This window comes from Halomonas sp. TG39a (genome assembly GCF_000744395.1).
Classification (GTDB): Bacteria; Pseudomonadota; Gammaproteobacteria; order Pseudomonadales; family Halomonadaceae; genus Vreelandella; species Vreelandella ventosae_B.
Map to the genome: position 1 here is coordinate 3,518,028 of NZ_JQLV01000001.1, position 21,647 is coordinate 3,539,674.

Here is a 21,647-nt window from a genome sequence, read left to right on the forward strand (position 1 = left end):
TTACACCCGTGCAGAGAAACGGTAACCGGTACCCCGAACCGTTTGAATCAGGTTTTGATGCACGTCGCCCAGCGCTTTGCGCAAGCGGCGAATATGCACATCGACCGTGCGTTCTTCGACGTAGACGTTGCCGCCCCACACTTGGTCAAGCAGTTGGCTACGCGTGTAAGCGCGCTCTTGATGGGTCATAAAAAACTGCAGCAAACGGTACTCGGTAGGCCCCATTTCCAGCGCTTTGCCGTGGGCGCTGACCCGGTGGCTTACCGGATCAAGTAGCAGACCGTTAATCTCTATCGGGTCTTCAACCCCACGCGGGGTCGCACGGCGCAGCACCGCCTTTAACCGAGCCACCAATTCCCGGGGTGAAAAGGGCTTGGTGATATAGTCATCGGCACCGGCTTCAAGCCCTTGAATTTTATTATCCTCTTCGCCTTTAGCGGTGAGCATAATAATAGGAATTTCGGCGGTAGCTTCTTCACGCTTTAAGCGCCTTGCCAGCTCAATTCCGCTAGTGCCCGGCATCATCCAGTCCAGCAGCAGTAGATCGGGTTGGTGGTCAACCACCATAGCATGAGCATCTTGGGCATTATCCGCTTCGAGCACGCGATAGTCAGCCATTTCCAGCGCTACCGCGATCATCTCGCGAATCGACGCTTCATCATCGACAATCAGAACGGTCTTGGCGGTCATACCAGAGCCTCACGGTGTTCGAAAAAACTAGTTCAAAGAAAGCGAATTCAAAGAAAAACAGTTCAATGACATGTCAATGACGATAACACCATGACTTGATGACAGTTACATGACAACCGCCGAGATTACCCAGTGATAGGCCACCAACTTAGCGCGATACCGGCAAAAATCAGTAGCCCCGACCAGTGATTATTGAGAAACGCCTGGAAGCAGGGATCCCGCTCCTGATAGCGAATTAAGCGCTGCTGATGCAGGAAAGTCGCCGCCATGGCCGCAAGCCCTAACCAGAAGAATCCACCTAAACCAACCCGCCAGCCTACCCAGGCCAACAACCCCAGAGTGGCTAACTGGAGCAGGCCGATAATCAAACGATCCGCGTTTCCAAACAGCACGGCCGTCGATTTAATGCCAATTTTTAAATCGTCGTCGCGATCGACCATGGCGTACTGGGTATCATAGGCCACTGTCCAGCACACATTAGCGCAGAATAGCAGCCATGCTTCCAGCGGCACGTGGCCAAGCACGGCGCCAAAAGCCATCGGAATTGCCCAGGAAAAAGCCGCGCCCAGCACCACCTGGGGAAAGTGGGTATAGCGCTTCATAAACGGATAAATAATCGCCAGCAGCACCCCGCCCAGCGAGAGCAGCACCGTAAACCAGTTGGTTAGTAGTACCAGAATAAACGCCGCGGCCACCAGGGCAATAAACAGCAGCTGCGCCTCGGTTTCGCTGATCCGGCCCGTGGCTAATGGACGGTTTTTGGTACGTTTCACATGGCCGTCAAAGTGGCGATCCGCATAGTCATTGACCACGCAGCCCGCGGCACGCATCACGTAAACACCGGCCACGAAAATCAGCAGCACATTTCGCCCGGGCACGCCTTCTGCAGCGACCCAAAGTGCCCACAGCGTCGGCCACATCAAAAGCCATGTGCCTATCGGCCGATTCAAGCGCATCAGCTGTAAAAAATCTGCCACGCGAGCCCATCCCTTCGGCCGCAACAGTGAACGATCCATGCTTACCTCACGAAGAATAAGATGCAGGCGCTAGCCTAGCGCGAAGGCAGGCCAAGATCATCCGCCATCGCCGTCAAAAAATACTCTTGCACTAATAACGACAGACTGCCGTGCTTGCAGCCGTGATAAAAAACGGAGCGCCTTCCCCAGGCACAGCCTTCCCGTATGCCGTTGACGCTAGCAAACTGGGGGGAATGCGTCGTTACTTCCAATGGCCCACGCACTAAACCCGGCTGGCGAAATAGCCAACTACCTAGCGAGCGCTCGCCCAAGCTCTCTAGCCGTTGGCCCTTTACCTGCGTGAGCGGGGCGACCGAGCGCGCCACCACCCACGGCGTTTCATCTAAACACAGCGCCACTTCCCGCAGCCAAGCGTAACGCTTAGCACCAATGCCCAGCGCCTGAGCCTCATCCTGTCGCGGCCAACCGACGCCCTGGCGTAGCAGCCGTACTCGAAAAGGCTTATCGCCCCCCGCGGCCATTAAACGGGCGGTTAATGAGTCGGTAGAGGCAACCCACTGCCACCAGGGGGCACTCATCGCCGGGCGGGCCGCATCAATCTGGCGCCAGCGCGAAAATAGAGGGGTTTGCCGAAAAGCAGCAGGCGTCACCAAGTTCTCCAGGGCAATAAACGGGTCAGCTAGTGTAACATGGGGCAATGAAAGGCTTTTGTTTCAACACCTTTTTTAGCAGCTCTAGTTTAGCGCCTCTTTCTTAGCAACTTTTTGGTGTCTGCATGCCCGCCACCCAAGCACAAAAAACATCTTCACACGCTGCGCTGGTGATTATTGGCACTGGCATGGCAGGGGTTGGCCTTGCCCGCGCCTTGCGCCGCCTGGGCGACCAACGCTCGATTACGCTGGTAAGCGCTGACAGCGGCGATGACTATAGCAAGCCGTTGCTCTCCACCGGCTTCGCCAAGGGCCTGAAGCCGGATCAATTAGCCCAGCGCAGCGCAGCGCAGCTTGGCGAAGAGCTCAACGCCCAGGTGGTTATCCACACCCAGGTAAGCGCTCTGGATGTGGATAACCAATCAATACTGCTCAAAGAAGGCCAGGTGCTCGGCTACGACACACTGGTATTAGCCACTGGCGCCGCGCCACGGGTGCCCTTCAGCATCGACGCCAGCGTGGCCCCACGTTGCTTTACGATCAACGACCTAGACGACTACCGCCGCTTTTATACCGCGTTAGGCCACGGCCCCGCACAGGTAGCGATTATTGGCGGGGGACTAGTGGGCTGTGAATTTGCCAATGATCTTCACGCTGGCGGTCATCAAGTCAGCATCGTCGCCCCCGAGGGATCCCTACTTCCTCGCTTGCTGCCACCACCCTTAGGGAACGCCCTGGGTGATGCCTTTAGCGAAGCGGGTATCCATCTTCACCTTGGCCGCTCAATTGAGTCTATAGCGCTCAGCAGCGGTGAAAATACTGTTCTGCGGTTGGATAGCGGCGAGGCCGTCAACGCTGATCTCGTGCTAATGGCCACCGGCCTCGCACCCCGCACAGCGCTCGCCGAAGCTGCTGGTTTAAGCGTGTCGCCTAGCGGCATAGCGGTTGATCGTCAGTTGCGGACTTCGCACTCCAATATCTACGCCCTGGGCGATGTAGCCTGCGTAGACGGCGTTAATGCCATGTACGTTCAGCCGCTGCAAGCCAGCGCTAAAGCGCTGGCGGCAACCCTTTCAGGCACCCACACCCCGGTTAGCTTTGGCGCTTGGCCGGTGGTGGTTAAAACGCCGCTGCTGCCAGTGGTTGCCTACCCACCGGCGACCACCCCCGAGCGTTGGCGAATTGAAGGCGAAGGCGGTGATATCAGTGCCTTGGCTGAAAATAAATACGGTCGTTTGATTGGTTTTGCGTTGACAGGGGGCTGCGTGAGAAGGAAAGTGGAGCTTTCCAGAGCAGCCCCTACGCTGCTAGGCTGATTTTCGTCGCGTTCACGACTAGGCTAGAAAAGCTAACCTAATCGGCTACGCACTCAACAACATGCATTTATTTGATGTTTGATTTCTTTTCAAAAGGGGAGATTCCTTTATGCGCAAACCTGAACTCGCTGCAGCCATCGCTGAAAATGCCGACCTTTCTAAAGATAAAGCTGGCCAAGTGCTGAACGTGATTCTGGATGAGATCACCAACAGTTGTGCTAAGGGCGAAGATGTCGCTCTGATTGGCTTTGGTACCTTTACCGTTCGCGCGCGCGCAGCGCGTACCGGCAAAAACCCGCAGACCGGTGCACCACTGCAAATTCCGGCCAGCAAAAACGTTGCCTTTAAGCCTGGCAAAGCACTTAAGGACGCCGTTTCCTAATGAAGCTCAAGCTGACGCTGTGGCTGCTGGGCGTAATGCTCAAACGTGCCCTGCGCCGCAAGCCGCGCTTTCGTGAACAGTTAGAGCGCATGCGCGGCTTGGACTGGGGGATTGCCACGGAAGATCTAAGTATTGCCCGCCACTACCGGATGACACCGAAAAGTGTCAGTACCGGTAAAGGGCTGCCCGTCGACTTAGATCTAGAGCTACGTTTCCGTGATCAGGATACCGCCTTGAAAGTGCTCAAAAAGCCAACTCAGCAGGCCTTTCTCGACGGTATGATGAATGGCAGCGTGCGCTTGGTGGGTGATTCCGCCGATATGAATAAGCTGCAAAAACTGCTCAAGTATTTGTAGCGCCTCACTATCGATGGACATACCTCATCAACGCTTAGTGTACTTCCGCGTTACCCTGGAGTCTGGCTCAGTGCGCCGCGCAGCGGCGCGCTTGGACATTGCTCCCTCGGCAGTGAGCAGGCAAATTGCGCTGCTGGAAGAAGCCTTGGGAGCCACCCTCATGGAGCGTCAGCGCGATGGCATTTCGCCTACCCCTGTAGGCGAAATGCTGCTTGAGTACTGCGAACGGCGCGGTGCCCTTGATGAAGGCTTTATCGCCTCGCTTGAATCCTACCAACGCCTGGAAACCGGCAGAATATCACTCACCGTAGGTGAGGGTTTTGTCAGTGATTTAGTGGCTTCCCCGCTGCACGAATTTACCCAACTTTATGCGGGCATCCAGCTCAATATTCATATCGCTGGCACCTCGGGCATTATTGAAGCCGTGGTTGATGATCACAGCCATATCGGCTTAATGTTCCACGAACGAACCCACCCTCAGCTTCGCTTCTGGGCCTCCAGCCCCCAGCCGCTGATGGCGATCTTGGCACCCGACCACCCCTTGGCTAACCACGCCACGCCACTTACGCTTACCCAACTGAGCGCCGAGCCGATGGCCATGTGGGATCCCAGCCACGGGGTGCGCCAAATGGTCGATCAAGCGTTTCAGCAGGCTCGAATTGCCCCACGTCTGGCAATGAACACCAATTCCATGGTGGTGTTGGCGCAGTATGTGCGCAGCGGGATGGGCATCACGCTGCTCCCCGCCTTTGCCGTCGCCCATGATTTAGAGCTCGGCACACTGGTAGCACGCCCGGTGGACAACCCGCTCTTTCAGCGTTCCCATGCGCATATGGTCACCCGCGTAGGCCGCCAGCAGCCCAAGGCCTGCATACTGTTGCTACGCCACTTGCAGCGCTGGATGCAGGCCTTCCGAGAACCCGGTTCGGTAAGCGATCAACCAACGCCGCTACCGTAACCAAACGCCACGCTGGCCTCTGGCGCCGTTTCCACCCAGACGCTTTGTGGCACAGTATATTCGCGCAGGCCATCCAAGCCGCTGGAGCGACCAAAGCCGCTATCGCCAAAGCCACCAAACGGTGACATGACGCTGATTGCTTTATAGCTATTGATCCACACGGTACCCGCACGCAGTTGCCCGGCGACACGATGAGCCCGGGCCACATCCTGGCTCCATACCGCACCGGCCAAACCAAAGCGTGTTTCGTTAGCGAGTTGAATAGCCTCAGCTTCATCGTCAAAGGCCATGGCTACCAGCACCGGGCCAAACACCTCTTGCTGGGCAATTTCCATATCTGCGGTGACATCGACCAGTACGGTAGGGGCGATAAAGTAGCCTTGGGCCTCGTCAGGCAGTCCTACCGGGCGCTTGCCGCCGGTCAATAGCCGCGCTCCAGCGGCTACCGCCGCGTCAATCATGCGCGTTACCTGCTCAAACTGACGGCGATTCTGCAGAGGGCCCATACGCGTCGCTTCATCGCTGGGCAGGCCGACCGGAATCTGTTCTGCTGCGCGCGCTAGGCGGGTGGTAACCTGCTCAAATACCGCGCGCTCAATCAGCAGCCGCGAACCCGCCACACAGCTCTGGCCGGCCGCGGCAAAAATCGCCGCCTGGGCTCCTGCCACGGCCTCATCCAGCTTGGCATCGGCAAATACGATGTTGGCTGATTTGCCCCCCAGTTCTAACACGCTGGGCACCAACCGTCGTGCACCCGCCTCGGCAATCAGGCGGCCACTTTGGGGCGAGCCGACAAACACCAGCTTGCTGATGGTGGAGTGATCGGTCAGCGCCGCACCAGTCGTTTTGCCCAGCCCGTTGACGATATTGATCAGCCCTTTAGGGAGCCCGCCGCTTTCAAGTAACTTGGCAATCACCACTGATGAGAACGGGGTTAACTCAGAGGGCTTCAATACGGCTGCGTTACCTGCGGCAATGGCCGGGGCCAGCTGCCAGGCACAGGTAAACATCGGCGCGTTCCAGGGGGTAATTTGCCCCACCACGCCATAGGGCACGTGGCGCACATAGTTAAGATGCGAAGTGGGCACTGGAATCACTTCGCCGTGCTGCTTGTCGCACCAGCCTGCATAGTATTCAAACATCTCGCGCACTTTGCCAACTTCGGCCCGACAGTCGCGAACCGGCTTACCGGCAACGACACTTTCCAGCTGCGCCAGCGCCTCTTCATGGCCCTCAAGGCCGCGAAGTGCCGCATTCATGCGTCGCCCTCGCTCGCTGGCGGTTAATGTCATCCATTCACGCTGGCCTCGCTGGGCAGCGTGAGTAGCTCGCTCAATCAACGCAGCCCCCGCATCGCGGTAGCTCACCAGCGTTTCGCCTGTGGCCGGGTTAGTCAGGGTGATCGATTCCCCTTCTCCCGCGACTAATTCACCGTTAACCCAATTACTCAGTGGCGTGGCAGCGGCTAATCCGAAACCTTCGAGCAGTTCGGTAAGATGATCACTAGCGTGTTGGCTGAGTGCGTTCATTGGTTGCCCTCCGCTTGAGTGGCGCGCGCTAAAATCGGCGTGGTGATATGGTTAAAGTCGTCGCTATCGGCGGGGTTATCGGCGTTGGCGTGCCAGGCATCAACTACGGCTTGCAACAGGATCGCCGGAATTCCCAACTGCTCGGCGGCATCGCGCGCTAAGCGCAGGTCTTTTCGCATCAAGCCGGTGGTAAAACCTGAATCAAAACGCTCGTTCACTATCCACTCGGGGAAATTCACCTCGCTTATCGCGCTGCGCCCCGAGCCGCTATTGATGCCCGCCAAACAGGCAGTGGGATCAACGCCCGCCTTGGCTGCCATAGCAACGGCTTCGGCGGTGGTCAGCAAGTGCGCCGCACACAGGTAATTATTGGCGAGCTTGACCACATGGCCACTGCCTGGGCCACCCACATGGGTGCGCTTGGCTGACATCGCCTCTAGCATCGGCATCACCCGATCAATAGTGGCCTCATCGCCCCCTAACAGCATGCCCAGCTTGCCGCTGGCAGCACCTTTCGGGCCGCCGCTTACCGGCGCGTCTAGCCATTGAAGGCCCGCTGCGGTTACTTTTTCGGCCAGTTCTCGACTAACCTGAGGATCACTTGTCGACGTATCAACAATCACGCTGCTTTTTGGCGCCAGCGTAAGTAAGCCCGGTGATTTCTCAATCACTTCGCGCACATGGGCGGAAGTAGGCAGCGACAGCAGGTACACATCGCTTGCAGGCAGTTCTTCGGGTGCCACTACGGCTAAGCCTTGGGCAGCAAGCCGCAAACGCGCTGGCTCAAATAGATCGCTACCCGTTACTTCAAACCCTGCTGCTTTAAGGGTGAGCGCCATATTGCCACCCATCTGCCCCAGCCCGATGACGGTAATGGTTAAAGGCTCAGTTATTAAAGACATCCTAAAACTCCCTAAGCGCCTTTTTGATAACGAGACGCTATGTTTGGTATAGATATTTGGCGTAGACGCTCCCCTACCCGTTGGGCATCAGAGAGCGAATAACGCTGGTTGTTTAGGTTTAACGTTCGATTTAGGCGAGCAGCGCCCTTACCAGCTCCACCCAATAGCGCGCCCCTAGTGGCAGCAGCGCGTCGTTGAAGTCATAGCGCGGGTTGTGCAACGAAGCGGACTCCTCGCCGTTGCCCATCCAGATATAAGCACCTGGGCGCTCGGCAAGTAGAAACGAGAAATCTTCTGAGGCCATACTCGGCGGTGGGTTACGCCGCACGTTATCGCTACCGAGTAAGTCTTCCAGCACCGTGGCGCAGTGCTGAGCATGTTCCGGCGTATTGATAGTGGCGGGGTAGCAGCGCTGGTAGTCCAACTCAACAGTTAAACCGTGGAACTCAGCTAAGCTGGCAATCGCCTGCTTAAAGCGTGCCTCTAAGTGCTCTTTAAGCGCCATATCGAAGCAACGCAGCGTGCCACGCAGCGCTACCTGTTCGGGAATCACATTGAACGTATCCCCCGCATTAATGCTGGTAATACTCAACACCGCGGATTTATCCGGCGGCGTTTCGCGGCTCACCAATCCTTGCAGTTGGCTGATCAGTTGGCAGCTCGCCAATACCGTATCAGTCCCTAAGTGCGGCATCGCCGCGTGGCAGCCTTTACCGGTCAGCGTCAGGCTAAAGATATCAAAGGCAGCCATTACGTCGGTATCGTGCACGGCTGCGACACCGACGGGCAGGCCCGGCCAGTTGTGCAGCCCGTAAACCGCATCCATGGGGAAGCGTTCGAACAGGCCCTCTTCGACCATCACCCGCCCGCCACCGGCGTTCTCTTCGGCAGGTTGAAAGATAAACACCACCCGGCCTTTGAAATCCGGCTGCTGCTTTAACGCCCAGGCGGCGCCCAATAGCATGGTGGTATGGCCATCGTGGCCGCAGGCGTGCATCTTGCCGGGCGTTTGCGAGGCGTACGCCAGCTGGGTCTCCTCGCGGATATCCAGGGCATCGATATCAGCCCGCAGGCCGATAGTTTTGCCTTCCCCCAAGCGGCCATCCAAGGTCGCCACTACGCCGGTACCGGCAATCCCGCTAGCCACCTCAAAGCCCCACTCATTGAGCAGCGTGGCAATGCGCGCGCTGGTGCGGTGCTCCTCAAACGCGGTTTCCGGGTGTTGGTGAAAATCGTGGCGCCACGCGGTTAATTCTGAACTATCCGGTAAATGAACTGGGGTAGCCATCGGCCTATCCTTAAAGCATTACATGGGCGACAACGGCAGAGCCGATAAAGGTACCGGTGAAGACCAGCAGGGCAACAATCACCAGCTTCCAGCCGGTTTGCTTGAACATAGCAAACTCGCGCCCGGTAAGCGCTAGCCCTGCATAGGCCAACACGGGGGTTACCACTGCCAGGAAATCCACCTCGGCTAATCGCGCAATGATCCAGCCGTTGCCAGGAAAAAACGGCAGCGTGGCGATAATGCTAATCAGCGACACCCACGCCACGCTGGGCAAATAAAAGGGGCAAAAACGCCCGATCACCAAGCCGATGATGACCATCACATACAAAATCAGCATGCCGGGCAGCGCGTCTAGCAGCGGCGAACCGTTGACGATATTGCTAAACCACGCAGCGATACATACCGCTGCCAGAACTAAAGCTGTTTTACCGAGTTGGTTTTCCGGGCGCAGCTCTTTCAGCGCTTCGGCATCAAACTGATCGACCGTGCTCTCATGAGTTTTCATGGCTAACCTCCTGACGTGAGCCTTTTAAGCGCTTGTACATCCACTCAGTGACCGGCAGCGCGATAAACAGCGAGATATACAGGCCGGTGGCATAGGTAAGCAGGTTGCTAGCCCCGGCGAAGGCGAGCAGTTCATCTTTGGAAGCCGGTACCGCTTCGGCTAAGGCTGCCGAACACGCCGCCACCATGCTGCCGCTGCCCACGCCGCAGGCCATGGCCAGAGCACGAATATCGAGAATATCCAGCGAGGCGATATAGCCCGCCATTAAGGCAAAGTAGAGCGTACCGAACATGGTGCCCACGACGTAAACGCCCATAATGCCGATACCTTCAGGGCTTCTGAGGCCATAACGGTCTGAAATAATGGCAATATTGGGTTCGCGGGCGATAGAGTAGGTAGCACCAATCGCTTCCCTGCCCATTTTGAGCACTAATACCGCAAAGGGTAGCGCGATCAGCATGGTGCCCAAATTACCCAATTCCTGGAGTATCAGCGCTGGGCCAGCGGCGATAATTTGCTCAATGGCGGGGCCAATGGTGGAGCCGAACTTGGCAATAAACGGCAGGATAGCGATCAGAATGATAGGCCCTGCGGCATTGCTGACCGGTTTGGGAATGACCTTACCCATGGCCGAAAAAAGGTGAGGGTTAAACAAAACGCCAATCACAAAGGCGTAGAGCAGCGGTAGTAACAGTAGTGTTCCAGGCCCGAGGGGGATGCGCACGATGCCGATCCACTCGGCAAACATTGACGTCACAATCACCGTGAGATGAAGACGCCAGTCCAGCAGCAGTTTGAGATCCATAGGAGTGTCCCTGTTTTTTTTAGAGTCACTCTGAGTATCGAAAGGTTACTGTTTCAATCATAGGGCTTTAGTGCGCTATTTTTTAGAACACTTAAACGTTGTAGGTTATAGAGGAATCTGTGCAGCACCGCCAAAGTGGTCAAGCGTTGATAGCCGAGTAGCGACATCCAACGCCTACGCCTATATACTAAAGTCTAATAACCATTCATAAGAGCCTCTATGCCGATTACTTTGCCGCTACGGCGCCTTTGGACGCTGGATAAATTCGCCTATAGCCTGCGCGTTTTTATAGCGTTCAGCGGAGCTCTGTTGTTCAGCGGCTTGATGGGCGATGTAGCGCTAGTGATTCCACTTTTCCTGGGCATTATTGCCTGCGCGCTGTCTGAAACTGACGACAGCTGGCAAGGCCGCTTGCAAGCCCTGTTGGTAACGCTGGTATGTTTTACCTCGGCATCATTTATTGTCCAGTGGCTGTTTCCCTGGCCGTGGCTGTTTGTAGTCGGGCTGGGCCTTTCGACCTTTACCCTGATTATGCTCGGCGCCATCGGCCAACGGTACGCCACTATTGCCTCTGGCACGCTGATACTGTCGATCTACTCGATGATCAATATCGAGCAGCACGGCGGGGTCGATGAAGACGTGGCGGCACGCCAACTGCTGCTATTGGCGGGTGCGGTGTGGTACGGGTTAATTTCGGTGGTGTGGTGCGCGCTGTTCTCCCGCCAGCCGGTCAAGCAGAGCATGGCGCGGGTGTACAAAGCGCTGGGCGAGTTTCTGATACTCAAATCAGCGCTATTTGAACCGGTACGCGGTGTGGATGTGGAAGCCCGCCGGGTGGCCCTGGCGCGCCAGAACGGCAAAGTCGTCGATGCGCTCAACCAAGCTAAAGAGATGATTTTCAGACGCTTAGAGGGCCAGCGCGGCGACCAAAAACTCAACCGCTACCTGCGCATCTACTTTATCGCCCAAGATATTCACGAACGCGCCAGCTCCACCCACTACCCCTACAGCGCGCTCAGCAAAGCATTCTTTCACCACGATGTACTGTTTCGCTGTCAGCGGCTGCTGGATCAGCAGGGTCGCTCATGCCGTCAGTTGGCCAAATCGCTGCTACTCAATAGGCCGTTCGACCACCAGCAGAGCGAAGAGGCGCTGGCTGATTTACACGCTTCAATTGAGAACTTGCGCGACCGGGGCAAGCCCGAATGGCGCCCGCTGCTATACCCCTTAAGCGCCCTAGCTGACAACCTGGCCACGCTGGAAAACCAGCTCGCCAGCGCCCACAACCCTGGCGTCAGCGATGAGCGGCGTGACAGTTCGCTGTTTGATCGCTCGCCGTCGAGCTTGCTGGAAGCGTGGAAGCGGGTGCGCTTGAACTTTACCCTAGGCTCGCCCACCTTTCGTCACGCGGTGCGGCTCTCCATCGCGCTAATGACCGGCTACGGGATCATGCAGTGGATCGACCCGGCGCAGGGCTTTTGGATTCTGCTCACCACGCTGTTTGTCTGTCGGCCCAACTTTGCTACCACGCGACGATTTTTGTCACAGCGGATTATTGGCACGGTATTAGGCCTGGTGGTGGGCTGGGCGTCGATCAGTCTCTTTCCGCATCCGCTAGTGCAAAGCATAATCGCCGTGGCCGCCGGGGTTTCGTTTTTCGCCAACCGCGAAAAACACTACGTGATCGCCACGGCGTCCATCACCCTGCTGGTGCTGTGCAGCTTCAACCAAGTGGGCGACGGCTATAACCTAATCCTGCCGCGCCTACTCGATACCCTGCTGGGCTCGCTGATTGCGGGCTTGGCGGTGTTTTTTATCCTACCCGACTGGCAGGGCCGGAGACTTTACCGGGAGGCCGCCAACGCGCTGACCAATCACCGCCGCTACCTGGACGAGATCATCCACCAGTACGAGGAGGGCAAGCAGGATGACTTGGCCTATCGCCTAGCGCGGCGCAATGCCCATAACGCCGACGCGGCGCTCTCCACCTTGCTCACTAATATGCTCCACGAACCAGGACACTACCGAAAGCTGGATGCAGACAACGGCCTACGCTTTCTGGTGCTCTCCAACACCCTGCTTAGCCACCTCTCTGCCCTGGGCGCCCATCGCCACCAGTTAGCAGACGATGAAGACGACGCCACACTGGTGCCGGTAGCAAAACGTATCGGTGAGCTGTTGGGTCAGATTGCGGAACGATTACGCCAGCGCCAGCCGGTTGAGGCGCTAACGGATCAAGCCGCTGAACTGTTAGCCCAGTTAGAAGAGCAGAATGCGGTAGCAGCAGACGAACAAGCGGTCACTCTCTACCGACCTATCCAGAGCCAGCTACGTTTGATTACCGAGCAATTGGCCCCGCTGGGCGAAGCCGCTAATCGATTGGTGGGAAGCGGCAATGAAGATCACACGCCAAACAGTGCCACCGCTAACGCCTAAACCTGCCCATAACGCCCTGCCGCTTCGCCCAGCCAACGACGCACCAGCACAGCGGTGATGTCTGCGTTGCCCTGTAGCGTTTGAGCGAGCGCTGTGACTCGCTCTAACAAATCGGCATCGCGCTCCAAATCGGCAATTTTCATCTGCGCCAAGCCAGTTTGTCGAGTGCCGAGGACTTCGCCGGGGCCGCGAATTTCCAGGTCTTTTTCGGCAATGCGGAAGCCGTCGGTGGTTTCGCGCATGACCGCTAAGCGCTGGCGGGAGCTTTTCGACAGCGGTGGATGGTAGAGCAGTACGCAGAAGCTCTCTGTGCTGCCACGCCCTACCCGGCCACGTAGCTGGTGCAGCTGGGAAAGCCCCAGCCGCTCGGGGTTTTCGATAATCATCAGGCTGGCGTTGGGGACATCCACCCCTACCTCGATCACCGTAGTGGCCACCAATAAGTCTAGCTCGCCCGCTTTGAAGGCGGTCATGACTTCGGCTTTCTCGCTTGATTTCATCCGCCCGTGAACCAACCCCACCGCCAGCTCAGGCAAGGCAACAGTTAGCTCGTCGCGGGTGACCTCGGCGGCCTGGCACTGCAACACCTCGGATTCATCAATCAAGGTACATACCCAGTAGGCCTGGCGGCCTTCGCTGCAGGCTAACTGTATGCGTTTCACGACTTCAGGGCGGCGCTCGTCGGGCACTACCACGGTTTTTACCGGCGTACGGCCGGGGGGTAGCTCATCGATCACTGAAACATCCAGATCCGCGTAGGCACTCATGGCCAGAGTGCGGGGGATCGGCGTGGCGGTCATAATCAACTGGTGCGGCGTCAGCCCACCCGCCTCGCCCTTCTCGCGTAGCGCCAAGCGTTGATGCACGCCAAAGCGGTGCTGCTCGTCAATAATCGCCAGCCCCAAACACTGGAAGTGCACATCGTCTTGAAACAGCGCGTGGGTACCCACCACCATGCGCGCGCGGCCATCGGCGATCGCCGCCTTGGCATCCAGCCGCGCTTTGCCTTTGAGCTTGCCCGCCAGCCACGCCACTTCGATGCCCAGTGGCTCAAACCAGGCTTTAAACGAGCGGTAATGCTGCTCTGCGAGGATTTCCGTCGGCGCCATGATTGCCGCCTGGCAGTTGCCCGCCAGGGCGCTCAGCGCGGCCATGGCGGCCACCACGGTCTTGCCCGAGCCGACATCGCCTTGAATCAGCCGCAGCATAGGCGCCGGGCGGCTTAAATCGTGGCCGATCTCCTCCAACACGCGGCGCTGGGCACCGGTTAAGGCAAACGGCAATTGGGCCAAGAAGCGCGCCTGCAGGCTGCGCCCAGAGGGCAGCGTTGGCGCGCCATCCGCCTGGATACGCAGGCGCACTTCGCGCAGGCTTAATTGATGGGCGAGCAGCTCTTCCAGCGCCAGCCGCCGAGTGGCCGGGTGCTGACCGAAGGTTAACTGCTCGATATTCACATCGGGCGGTGGCTGGTGCAGTAAATGCAGGCTGGCGTGGAGGCCCGGTAGCTGAAAGCGCTGAAGTAGGGCATCGGGTATTACATCGGGCAAGGCCTCGGGGGCGTCGTCCAGTAAACCCAGCGCCTGCTGCGCCAGGGCGCGTAGCCGCGGCTGGTTCAAGCCTTCGGTGGTGGGGTAAATGGGCGTGAAGTACTCCTCCACCGGGGTTTCACTACCGCCAATGAGCCGGTATTCCGGGTGGTAGATCTCTAAACCGGTCGCCCCAGCCCGCGCTTCGCCAAAAGCCCGCACCGTGGCGCCAGGGCGCATCTGTTGCTGCTGGGCCGGTGAGAAGTGAAAAAAGCGCAGGCTTAAGATACCGCTGGCATCGCGCAGGCGCACCAGCAGGCTGCGGCGTCGACCTTTGACCACGTCGCAAGCGGTCACTTCGCCCTCTATCACCGCCTCCTGCCCCGCACGAAGGAGGCCTATGGGCGTCAGCCGGGTACGATCCTGATAGCGTAGCGGCAGGTGAAACAGCAGATCGCTCACCCGCTCGATCCCCAACCGGCCAAGTTTCAGCGCCAGCGCTTCGCCCACGCCCTTCAGCGCGGTTATTGGCGCGGAGAGATCGCTCATGGGGCGCTTTTCACGGCTTTGGTAGGTTGGCGGCAATGGCTGATCGCCTGAATCAGCGCTTCAATGGCTTTGGGCCGGGGAAAGCTCGCCCGCCAGGCGATCGCCACGGTACGTGACGGCGCTGGGTCAACAAACGGTCGACTGACCAGCATGGCATTTTCATACTGGTCGGTGCCCAGCGCTGACTGCGGCAGCACCGTGATACCCAAACGAGAGGCCACCATATGGCGAATAGTTTCCAGCGAGCCGCCTTCGGCGATCAGCGTATTGTTGGGACTATTGAGCTTTTGGGTAATCGCCGGGCAGGCTTCCAAAATTTGATCGCGGAAGCAGTGACCTTCGCCAAGCAGCAGCAGCCGTTCTTCAAGCAAGTCCTCTTTGTTAATCGCTTCCCGCTCGACCCAGGGGTGGTTGGCGGGAATTAATACTTCAAAGGCTTCGTCGTAGATCGGTTTGGTTACCACATCGGTTTCGGTAAACGGCAGCGCGACAATAATCACATCCAGCTCGCCGCTTCTCAGCTTGGCGCGCAGCGTACCGGTCATACCCTCTTCAATATACAGCGGCATTTGCGGTGCTGCGTTAGCCAGGGCTGGCACCAGATGGGGAAACAGATAGGGCCCAATGGTGTAAATCGCGCCAATGCGCAGCGGGTTGGCCAGCTGATCTTTACCTGCGCTTGCGAGCTCAAAAATCAGGCTGCTCTGCTCCAGCACACGCTGGGCCTGGGCAACGATTTTTTCACCCAGCGGGGTAACCTGTACAGTGGACTTGGAGCGCTCAAATAGCGGCGTTTCGAGCTCTTCTTCCAGCTTTTTCACCGCCACCGAGAGCGTGGGCTGCGAAACATGGCAGCGTTCTGCCGCCCGGCCAAAGTGACGCTCCTGGGCAAGGGTTACGATGTAGCGAAGTTCTGTTAAAGTCATAGCGGTGCCAGTGGCATCCTCTCGTAGCAGCTCGTGACTAGGGTTTGTATAAAATAGGATGTGTATGCAAGACCTAGCATCATGACCGTCAGCGGGATGGAAAAGGACAAGCAAGCTCTGCCGTCGGTCTTCTCATCGACAATCTCATATTTGGTAGAGACTTTGTATCTAATAGGGAATATTAATCAAGAGGAGTAAGCACGGTGAAGCTAACCGTACTGATTATCGGCTGTGGCGATATTGGGATCAACCTTGGGCGCGAACTGCTTGAGGAAGGACACCAGGTGATTGGCTTACGTCGCAACGTAGAAGCTTTACAAGGCACCGGGATTAAACCGCTAGCGTTAGACCTGGAGAGCCTTGAAGACGCCGATGCCAAAAGCTTGCCCCAAGCTGATTATGTGGTGTATACCGTCAGCGCTGACCGTTTCGAAGAGAGCGCCTATCAAAGCGCTTATCCTGACGGCTTAAAGCGCGTGTTGAGCGTGATGGAGCAGCACAAAACGCCGCCGCGTCGGGTGTTTTTTGTCTCATCAACCAGCGTACACGGCCAGCAGGAAGGCGAAGTGGTCAACGAAGAGACCCCGCCCGATTCGACCAGCTTCTCTGGCACCCTAATGTGCGAAGCCGAACAGGCGCTGATCAATCATGCGCTACCCGGTACAGTGGTGCGCTTTTCCGGCATTTACGGCCCAGGCCGCGACCGGCTGATTCATCAGGTGGCTGAAGGTCGTGTGGCTGCAATCACGCCTGTGGTCTACTCCAACCGCATCCACCGCGACGATTGCACCGGCATTCTTGCCCACCTGATTCGCTATCAGGAGAGTGGTGAAACGCTGGCAGATATCTACCTGGGTAGCGACTGCGAACCGGTCACCATGCATAACGTCATGATGTGGCTGGCCGAGCAGCTTAAAGTAGAGGCTACTGAGACCATGCAGTCACCTTTACGCCGGCGAACTAGCAAGCGCTGCGATAACCAGCGCATATTGAGCACTGGCTATCAGTTCCGCTTCCCCAGCTACCGCGAAGGTTATGCCCAGGTGCTGAAAGAGGGTGGTTTTCTAGAGCTCAATAAGGTTTAAGAAACAACCTTAATCACCGATGACCATGACCGCTTCTGCTTCCACCTGGCTGCCTTTGGGCAGCGCTTTCACGCCGACCGCGGCCCGGGCGGGGAAAGGAGAGGTGAAGAACTCTTCCATCACTTGGTTAACAATTGCAAAGTTATCCAAGTCCACCAGATACAGGTTCAGCTTGACGATATCGCTGAGTGAGCCCGCCGCTTCTTCACATACCGCTTGCAGGTTGGTGAAGACTTGGCGCGCCTGGGCTTCAAAATCCTCAGAGACAATCGCCATGGTGGCGGGATCCAGCGGAATTTGGCCGGAAAGATACACCGTGTTGCCCGCTTTAATGGCCTGGGAGTATGGGCCGATAGCCGCAGGGGCTTTGCTGGTGTTGATAACAGCCTTATTGCTCATACGTTGGTTCGCTCCTGTAGTAGGTAACACTTAATTATTTGATACTGAAAAATAGCGATCGCTGCCGATTTTTATCGGCATATCGTGATAGTCGCCGTTAATTGGCGAGTCGGGTTATCTTGCCAACGTTGGGAAGATTACGGATGCGTTTAATGATGCGTGCCAAGTGCACGCGGCCTTTCACCGAAAGCGTCAGGTTAACGGTGGAAAGGTGGGCATCGCGTTCTTCAATGCCAATCCGTTCAATGTTGGCATCGGCATCGGTAACCAGCCCGGCAAGCTCTGCGACCAGCCCTCTCCGGCTCTCAATTTCTATGCGCAGCGCAACCGGGAAGTCTTCATCAATGGTATCCGACCACTCCAGCGCGAACAGCTTATCGGGGTCGTTTTTATCGGCAAAGTTCTTATCAATCACGTTTTTACACTCGGCGCGATGCACCACCAAGCCTTTACCCGTAGAGAGATGGCCGACCACCGGGTCGCCCGGCAGCGGATGGCAGCAGCGAGCAAAGTTGACCACCATGCCTTCACTGCCGCTGATCATCACGGCTTTGCTGCCTTCAACGTCCACTGAATGCTCGTAAGTATCGCCGTGAGCGGCAGCCACTAGCCGCCGTGCCACCACATGGGTCATGCGGTTACCTAGCCCCAGCGACTCCAAGAGTGACTCTTCGGAAGAGACATCCAGCTCTTTGAAGGCCCGTTTAAGGGCGCTCTCATCCAGCTCTTCCAGGCTGGTATCAAACGGTGCCAGGGCTTTGTTGAGCAAGCGCCGCCCTAACATGACCGCTTCGGTCTGCTGCTGATACTTCAGCGCGTGGCGTATCGCCGAACGCGCCTTTGCGGTGGTCACAAAGTTCAACCAGGCAAGATTGGGCTTGGCACCGGGGGCGGTGATAATTTCCAACGTCTGGCCGCTCTCTAAGCGCGTCGAGAGCGGCGCCAAATGGCGGTCAATACGGCAAGCGATGCAGTTATTACCAATATCCGTGTGCACCGTGTAGGCGAAGTCGATCACGGTCGCGCCTTGTGGCAACTCCATAATGTCGCCTTTAGGCGTGAACACGTAGATATCATCGGGGAACAGGTCGTTTTTGACGTGTTCGATAAATTCCAATGAATCCCCGGCGTGGCGCTGCATTTCCAGCAGACCTTTTACCCAAGCGCGGGCCCGGGCGTGGCTGCCTTCGGCAATCGGATGCGAGGTCTGACCCGCCTTGTAAAGCCAGTGGGCGGCGATGCCGTTATTGGCCATGGCTTCCATTTCGCGGGTACGTATCTGCACTTCAATGGGCATACCGCGGGAGCCAAAGAGGGTGGTGTGCAGGCTCTGGTAGCCGTTGGCTTTGGGAATCGCGATATAGTCTTTAAAGCGCCCGGGCACTGGCTTATAAAGGTTATGCACCACGCCCAAAATACGGTAGCAGCTGGCCACATCTTCGGTAATGATGCGAAACCCAAACACGTCCATTATTTCCGTAAAGGGCTTACGCTGGTCGCGCATCTTTTTATAGATCGACAGCAGATGCTTCTGGCGCCCAATTACCGTGCCATTAAGCGCGTCGTCGTCGAGGCTTTTTTGCAGCGACGACTGAATCTCACGCATGGCACTGCGCCGGTTCCCCCGCGCTTTTGCGACAGCGCGCTTAATGCGCTCGGAACGCATGGGGTGGATCGCTTGAAAGGAGAGATCCTCAAGCTCAACGCGAATAGTGTTAATACCCAGCCGCCCGGCAATACGGGCATATATTTCCAGGGTTTCACGGGCAATTCGGCGCTTCTTATCCGGGCGTAGGGCGCCCAGGGTGCGCATATTGTGCAGCCGGTCGGCCAGCTTAACGATGATGACGCGAATATCCCGCGACATCGCCAGCACCATCTTTTGGAAGTTTTCCGCCTGAGCAACGGCTTTGTCTTCAAAGGTGATTTGGGTAAGTTTAGATACCCCATCCACCAATTCGGCTACCGGTTTGCCAAACTGTGACTCCAGGGCTTTTTTGGAAACGCCGGTGTCTTCGATAACATCGTGCAGCATGGCGGCCATCAGGCTTTGATGATCCATGTGCATATTGGCAAGAATATTCGCCACCGCCAGCGGGTGGGTAACATAAGGCTCACCGGAACGGCGCCGCTGGCCGTCGTGAGCCTGCTCAGCGTAGTAAAAGGCGCGTTTGACCTGCTGGATTTCATCCGAGGGTAAATAGCCGCCGAGTCTATCGGCCAGGTCATCAATGGTGAACATCTACCGCGCCTCTATCGGTTTCGTTGAAAACGTTAGTCGTCGATATGAGTAGGCGCCATAGCCGGGCGCGGACGGACAGCGGCTTCAACGGGTTCGTCGAGCACGGTGTGATCGACCAGACCTGCGGCAATTTCACGCAGCGCCATCACTGTGGGTTTATCGTTTTCCCAAGGTAGCAGGGCATCGCGGGAGCCGCGCGCCAGCTGGCGAGCACGCTGGGTGGAAATCATTACCAGCTTGAAACGGTTTTCAACATTTTCAAGACAATCTTCAACGGTTACGCGAGCCATGGGAGCCTTCCTGTTATGACGGAACCGGGCCGACGCCGTTTAAACGTTGAAAACGGCGTCGACCCAGTGAAAAAAAGATGTAGAACCAGATAGATTACTCGACCGTAGGCGCCTGTGACAAGAGCGCAGCCAACAGCGGCGCATGGCGCTCGCTCATTACCGGTCGACTCAAACGGCGACTGATCACCAGCGACTGTAACTCCTGCAGCGCCGTGGTGAAGTCATCGTTAACAACGAGGTAATCATATTCGTGGTAATGGGACATTTCACTAACCGCATCGCGCATGCGACGAGCAATCACTGCATGCTCATCGGTACCGCGGCTAGCAAGGCGTCGCTCAAGCTCGTTGCGCGACGGCGGCAGAATAAAAATCGATACCGCATCCGGCATTTGCTCGCGCACCTGATGAGCGCCCTGCCAGTCGATTTCCAGAATCACGTCCTGCCCTGCCGCCAGCAATACCTCTACCGCCTGGCGTGAGGTGCCGTAGTAATTATCAAATACTTTGGCATACTCAAAGAACTCACCCCGCGCGATCATCGCTTCAAACTCGGCCACATTGGTGAAATGGTAATTCACGCCATCCACCTCACCCTCGCGCTTGGCACGCGTAGTGTGCGACACCGACACTTGAATCCCATCCAGGCTTTCGATTAGCTCACGCACCAAGCTAGTCTTGCCAGCACCCGACGGGGCAGAAACGATAAACAGCGTACCTTGGGACATGAAGTACTTTCCCTTCAGTTAGCGAAAATAAGCAGCGGAAAACGTAGTAAACGCTAGTAAAGTGACTGCAGCAGAGCAGCAAGGCTGCGCAGTATCGCACACCCAGCGCGACGACTGTAGCGTTGGCGGTGACATACAGGGAGGTAGACATGCGCAGTACGCTATTTATTTTAGCCCTGATCGCAAAAAGGCCTTATAGAGATTCCCCGCCACTGGGCGCCCTGGGCACCGCTGCATATTGATGACCCCATCACGCCAGTCACGCAACTTAAGTTAAGCCGCTTGGCGGATGACCGAGCAGGCTGTTTAGCTGCGTTAGATACCGCTGCCGAAGGCGAATTACGCTACACGCCACTAGCCGATTACAGCCCCACGGCGAGTTGTCCACTTTCCAATGTCGTGCGCATGCAATCAAGCGACGTCGCGTTTAACCAAAGCTTCGTGGCTTCCTGCCCCATGGCGCTGGCCTGGGTCATGTATGAGCGGCATACGTTACAGCCTGCCGCCGAGGAGATTATGGGCAGCCGGGTAAGCCAGGTTAACCATGTGGGTAGCTTTGCCTGCCGTAACGTTTACGGCCGAGAAACCGGCAGACGCAGCGAACACGCCACCGCCGAAGCGCTGGATGTGGTGGGGTTTCAGTTTGATAATGGCCAGCGCATCACGCTAATCAATGATTGGGATGATGAAGGCAAGGCTAGGGAGTTTTTACGCGCTGCGCGGGATGGCGCCTGCGACACCTTCGGAAATGTATTGGGCCCCGATTACAACGCCGCGCATGCCGATCACTTTCATATGGGCATGCGCGGATTTAGGCTGTGCCGCTAAGAGATCAACCATTACTTATTCGAGGTTGATGTCATCTGCATCCGTGGCGGCACCGGTGGCAGCACCAACGCCACCGCCGATGACGGCGCCTTGAACGACGCTACCACCGGTTACGGCTGCGGCACCCGCGCCAATGGCAGCCCCGACACCCGCGCCGCTAGTAGCGCGCTCGCCCGTGGAAGTACCGCAGCCCGCCAAGCCAATGGTTAATGCCACCACCGCGCCGAGGGTCAATATACGTGTCGAATTCAATACCTGAATGTGCATGGTCATCTCCTTAT

The 21,647-nt window shown here is 57.1% G+C and carries 21 protein-coding genes and 1 pseudogene; 7 read left to right on the plus strand and 15 right to left on the minus strand.

Annotated elements, in window-relative coordinates; genetic code table 11:
• From phoB to U738_RS15800, 3 genes are all read right to left on the minus strand, one after another.
• Complete coding sequence (gene phoB, locus U738_RS15790; RefSeq protein ID WP_007112280.1) at positions 1-690, minus strand: phosphate regulon transcriptional regulator PhoB; 690 nt, start codon at positions 688-690, stop codon at positions 1-3.
• 125 nt (positions 691-815) lie between these two features.
• A complete protein-coding gene (gene ubiA, locus U738_RS15795) occupies positions 816-1,706 on the minus strand; it encodes a 4-hydroxybenzoate octaprenyltransferase (RefSeq protein ID WP_035582239.1) in 891 nt (296 codons plus the stop codon).
• A gap of 35 nt (positions 1,707-1,741) precedes the next feature.
• Positions 1,742-2,317: a chorismate lyase gene (locus U738_RS15800; protein WP_050712787.1), complete on the minus strand. Its 576-nt coding sequence runs from the start codon at positions 2,315-2,317 to the stop codon at positions 1,742-1,744.
• A 125-nt stretch (positions 2,318-2,442) separates the two neighbouring features.
• On the opposite strand from U738_RS15800, the gene U738_RS15805 reads away from it, so the two are divergent.
• From U738_RS15805 to U738_RS15820, 4 genes are all read left to right on the plus strand, one after another.
• Entirely contained in the window at positions 2,443-3,633 is a 1,191-nt protein-coding gene (locus U738_RS15805) for an NAD(P)/FAD-dependent oxidoreductase (protein ID WP_035582242.1), read from the plus strand.
• A 109-nt stretch (positions 3,634-3,742) separates the two neighbouring features.
• Entirely contained in the window at positions 3,743-4,015 is a 273-nt protein-coding gene (locus U738_RS15810; RefSeq protein ID WP_035582245.1) for an HU family DNA-binding protein, read from the plus strand.
• Positions 4,015-4,371, plus strand: coding sequence for a hypothetical protein (locus U738_RS15815; RefSeq protein WP_035582247.1), 357 nt, complete (start codon positions 4,015-4,017; stop codon positions 4,369-4,371). The genes U738_RS15810 and U738_RS15815 overlap by 1 nt, the downstream gene beginning before the upstream one ends.
• 13 nt (positions 4,372-4,384) lie before the next feature.
• The gene (locus U738_RS15820; RefSeq protein WP_035582250.1) at positions 4,385-5,329 is read left to right on the plus strand and encodes a LysR family transcriptional regulator; all 945 of its coding nucleotides are present in this window, start codon (positions 4,385-4,387) and stop codon (positions 5,327-5,329) included.
• On the opposite strand, the gene U738_RS15825 is transcribed toward U738_RS15820, so the two are convergent.
• The 5 genes from U738_RS15825 to U738_RS15845 form a co-directional block, all read right to left on the minus strand.
• Entirely contained in the window at positions 5,308-6,858 is a 1,551-nt protein-coding gene (locus U738_RS15825) for an aldehyde dehydrogenase family protein (protein WP_035582253.1), read from the minus strand. The genes U738_RS15820 and U738_RS15825 overlap by 22 nt on opposite strands.
• Complete coding sequence (locus tag U738_RS15830; RefSeq protein WP_035582256.1) at positions 6,855-7,760, minus strand: NAD(P)-dependent oxidoreductase; 906 nt, start codon at positions 7,758-7,760, stop codon at positions 6,855-6,857. Before U738_RS15830 ends, U738_RS15825 begins: the two co-directional genes overlap by 4 nt.
• A gap of 130 nt (positions 7,761-7,890) precedes the next feature.
• On the minus strand, positions 7,891-9,048 hold the full coding sequence (locus U738_RS15835) for a M20 aminoacylase family protein (RefSeq protein WP_035582258.1): 1,158 nt from the start codon (positions 9,046-9,048) through the stop codon (positions 7,891-7,893).
• A gap of 10 nt (positions 9,049-9,058) precedes the next feature.
• A complete protein-coding gene (locus tag U738_RS15840; RefSeq protein ID WP_081899118.1) occupies positions 9,059-9,553 on the minus strand; it encodes a hypothetical protein in 495 nt (164 codons plus the stop codon).
• A complete protein-coding gene (locus tag U738_RS15845) occupies positions 9,540-10,358 on the minus strand; it encodes a DUF3100 domain-containing protein (protein ID WP_035582261.1) in 819 nt (272 codons plus the stop codon). The genes U738_RS15840 and U738_RS15845 overlap by 14 nt, the downstream gene beginning before the upstream one ends.
• 219 nt (positions 10,359-10,577) lie before the next feature.
• Here U738_RS15845 and yccS point away from each other — a divergent pair, with 219 nt between their 5' ends.
• Positions 10,578-12,794: a YccS family putative transporter gene (gene yccS / locus U738_RS15850; RefSeq protein WP_035582264.1), complete on the plus strand. Its 2,217-nt coding sequence runs from the start codon at positions 10,578-10,580 to the stop codon at positions 12,792-12,794.
• On the opposite strand, the gene recG is transcribed toward yccS, so the two are convergent.
• Together recG and U738_RS15860 are read right to left on the minus strand one after the other, a co-directional pair.
• Positions 12,791-14,869 (minus strand): ATP-dependent DNA helicase RecG, encoded by a 2,079-nt coding sequence (recG, locus tag U738_RS15855; RefSeq protein ID WP_035582265.1) that lies wholly within the window; start codon positions 14,867-14,869, stop codon positions 12,791-12,793. The genes yccS and recG overlap by 4 nt on opposite strands.
• Positions 14,866-15,795 (minus strand): hydrogen peroxide-inducible genes activator, encoded by a 930-nt coding sequence (locus U738_RS15860; protein ID WP_035582267.1) that lies wholly within the window; start codon positions 15,793-15,795, stop codon positions 14,866-14,868. Before U738_RS15860 ends, recG begins: the two co-directional genes overlap by 4 nt.
• 203 nt (positions 15,796-15,998) lie before the next feature.
• Here U738_RS15860 and U738_RS15865 point away from each other — a divergent pair, with 203 nt between their 5' ends.
• Positions 15,999-16,880, plus strand: a complete 882-nt coding sequence (locus U738_RS15865) for an SDR family oxidoreductase (RefSeq protein ID WP_035582269.1) — start codon at positions 15,999-16,001, stop codon at positions 16,878-16,880.
• Positions 16,881-16,889: 9 nt separating this feature from the next.
• On the opposite strand, the gene U738_RS15870 is transcribed toward U738_RS15865, so the two are convergent.
• The 4 genes from U738_RS15870 to gmk form a co-directional block, all read right to left on the minus strand.
• The gene (locus U738_RS15870) at positions 16,890-17,279 is read right to left on the minus strand and encodes a RidA family protein (protein WP_035582271.1); all 390 of its coding nucleotides are present in this window, start codon (positions 17,277-17,279) and stop codon (positions 16,890-16,892) included.
• A gap of 97 nt (positions 17,280-17,376) precedes the next feature.
• Positions 17,377-19,521, minus strand: a complete 2,145-nt coding sequence (locus U738_RS15875) for a RelA/SpoT family protein (protein WP_035582272.1) — start codon at positions 19,519-19,521, stop codon at positions 17,377-17,379.
• 32 nt (positions 19,522-19,553) lie between these two features.
• Positions 19,554-19,811 (minus strand): DNA-directed RNA polymerase subunit omega, encoded by a 258-nt coding sequence (rpoZ, locus tag U738_RS15880; RefSeq protein ID WP_007112267.1) that lies wholly within the window; start codon positions 19,809-19,811, stop codon positions 19,554-19,556.
• A 94-nt stretch (positions 19,812-19,905) separates the two neighbouring features.
• Positions 19,906-20,538 carry a guanylate kinase gene (gmk, locus tag U738_RS15885; protein WP_035582274.1) on the minus strand — a complete coding sequence of 211 codons (633 nt, stop codon included), beginning with the start codon at positions 20,536-20,538 and terminating at the stop codon, positions 19,906-19,908.
• A gap of 149 nt (positions 20,539-20,687) precedes the next feature.
• Between gmk and U738_RS15890 the strand changes: the two are divergent.
• Positions 20,688-21,366, plus strand: a pseudogene (locus U738_RS15890) (extensin-like domain-containing protein).
• 15 nt (positions 21,367-21,381) lie between these two features.
• Here the strand turns inward: U738_RS15890 and U738_RS15895 are convergent.
• Positions 21,382-21,633 (minus strand): hypothetical protein, encoded by a 252-nt coding sequence (locus U738_RS15895; protein ID WP_035582276.1) that lies wholly within the window; start codon positions 21,631-21,633, stop codon positions 21,382-21,384.
• Positions 21,634-21,647 lie beyond the last annotated feature (14 nt).

What these genes read in the sequence shown, in the direction of transcription:
- U738_RS15810 (WP_035582245.1), top strand. Translation starts at nt 3,743, where the DNA reads ATGCGCAAACCTGAACTCGCTGCAGCCATCGCTGAAAATGCCGACCTT.
- U738_RS15820 (WP_035582250.1), top strand. Translation starts at nt 4,385, where the DNA reads ATGGACATACCTCATCAACGCTTAGTGTACTTCCGCGTTACCCTGGAG.
- yccS (WP_035582264.1), top strand. Translation starts at nt 10,578, where the DNA reads ATGCCGATTACTTTGCCGCTACGGCGCCTTTGGACGCTGGATAAATTC.
- U738_RS15845 (WP_035582261.1), bottom strand. Translation starts at nt 10,358, where the DNA reads ATGGATCTCAAACTGCTGCTGGACTGGCGTCTTCATCTCACGGTGATT.
- U738_RS15895 (WP_035582276.1), bottom strand. Translation starts at nt 21,633, where the DNA reads ATGCACATTCAGGTATTGAATTCGACACGTATATTGACCCTCGGCGCG.
- U738_RS15870 (WP_035582271.1), bottom strand. Translation starts at nt 17,279, where the DNA reads ATGAGCAATAAGGCTGTTATCAACACCAGCAAAGCCCCTGCGGCTATC.
- U738_RS15825 (WP_035582253.1), bottom strand. Translation starts at nt 6,858, where the DNA reads ATGAACGCACTCAGCCAACACGCTAGTGATCATCTTACCGAACTGCTC.
- U738_RS15805 (WP_035582242.1), top strand. Translation starts at nt 2,443, where the DNA reads ATGCCCGCCACCCAAGCACAAAAAACATCTTCACACGCTGCGCTGGTG.
- U738_RS15875 (WP_035582272.1), bottom strand. Translation starts at nt 19,521, where the DNA reads ATGTTCACCATTGATGACCTGGCCGATAGACTCGGCGGCTATTTACCC.
- rpoZ (WP_007112267.1), bottom strand. Translation starts at nt 19,811, where the DNA reads ATGGCTCGCGTAACCGTTGAAGATTGTCTTGAAAATGTTGAAAACCGT.
- U738_RS15835 (WP_035582258.1), bottom strand. Translation starts at nt 9,048, where the DNA reads ATGGCTACCCCAGTTCATTTACCGGATAGTTCAGAATTAACCGCGTGG.
- U738_RS15840 (WP_081899118.1), bottom strand. Translation starts at nt 9,553, where the DNA reads ATGAAAACTCATGAGAGCACGGTCGATCAGTTTGATGCCGAAGCGCTG.
- U738_RS15815 (WP_035582247.1), top strand. Translation starts at nt 4,015, where the DNA reads ATGAAGCTCAAGCTGACGCTGTGGCTGCTGGGCGTAATGCTCAAACGT.
- U738_RS15860 (WP_035582267.1), bottom strand. Translation starts at nt 15,795, where the DNA reads ATGACTTTAACAGAACTTCGCTACATCGTAACCCTTGCCCAGGAGCGT.
- phoB (WP_007112280.1), bottom strand. Translation starts at nt 690, where the DNA reads ATGACCGCCAAGACCGTTCTGATTGTCGATGATGAAGCGTCGATTCGC.
- U738_RS15830 (WP_035582256.1), bottom strand. Translation starts at nt 7,760, where the DNA reads ATGTCTTTAATAACTGAGCCTTTAACCATTACCGTCATCGGGCTGGGG.
- gmk (WP_035582274.1), bottom strand. Translation starts at nt 20,538, where the DNA reads ATGTCCCAAGGTACGCTGTTTATCGTTTCTGCCCCGTCGGGTGCTGGC.
- recG (WP_035582265.1), bottom strand. Translation starts at nt 14,869, where the DNA reads ATGAGCGATCTCTCCGCGCCAATAACCGCGCTGAAGGGCGTGGGCGAA.
- ubiA (WP_035582239.1), bottom strand. Translation starts at nt 1,706, where the DNA reads ATGGATCGTTCACTGTTGCGGCCGAAGGGATGGGCTCGCGTGGCAGAT.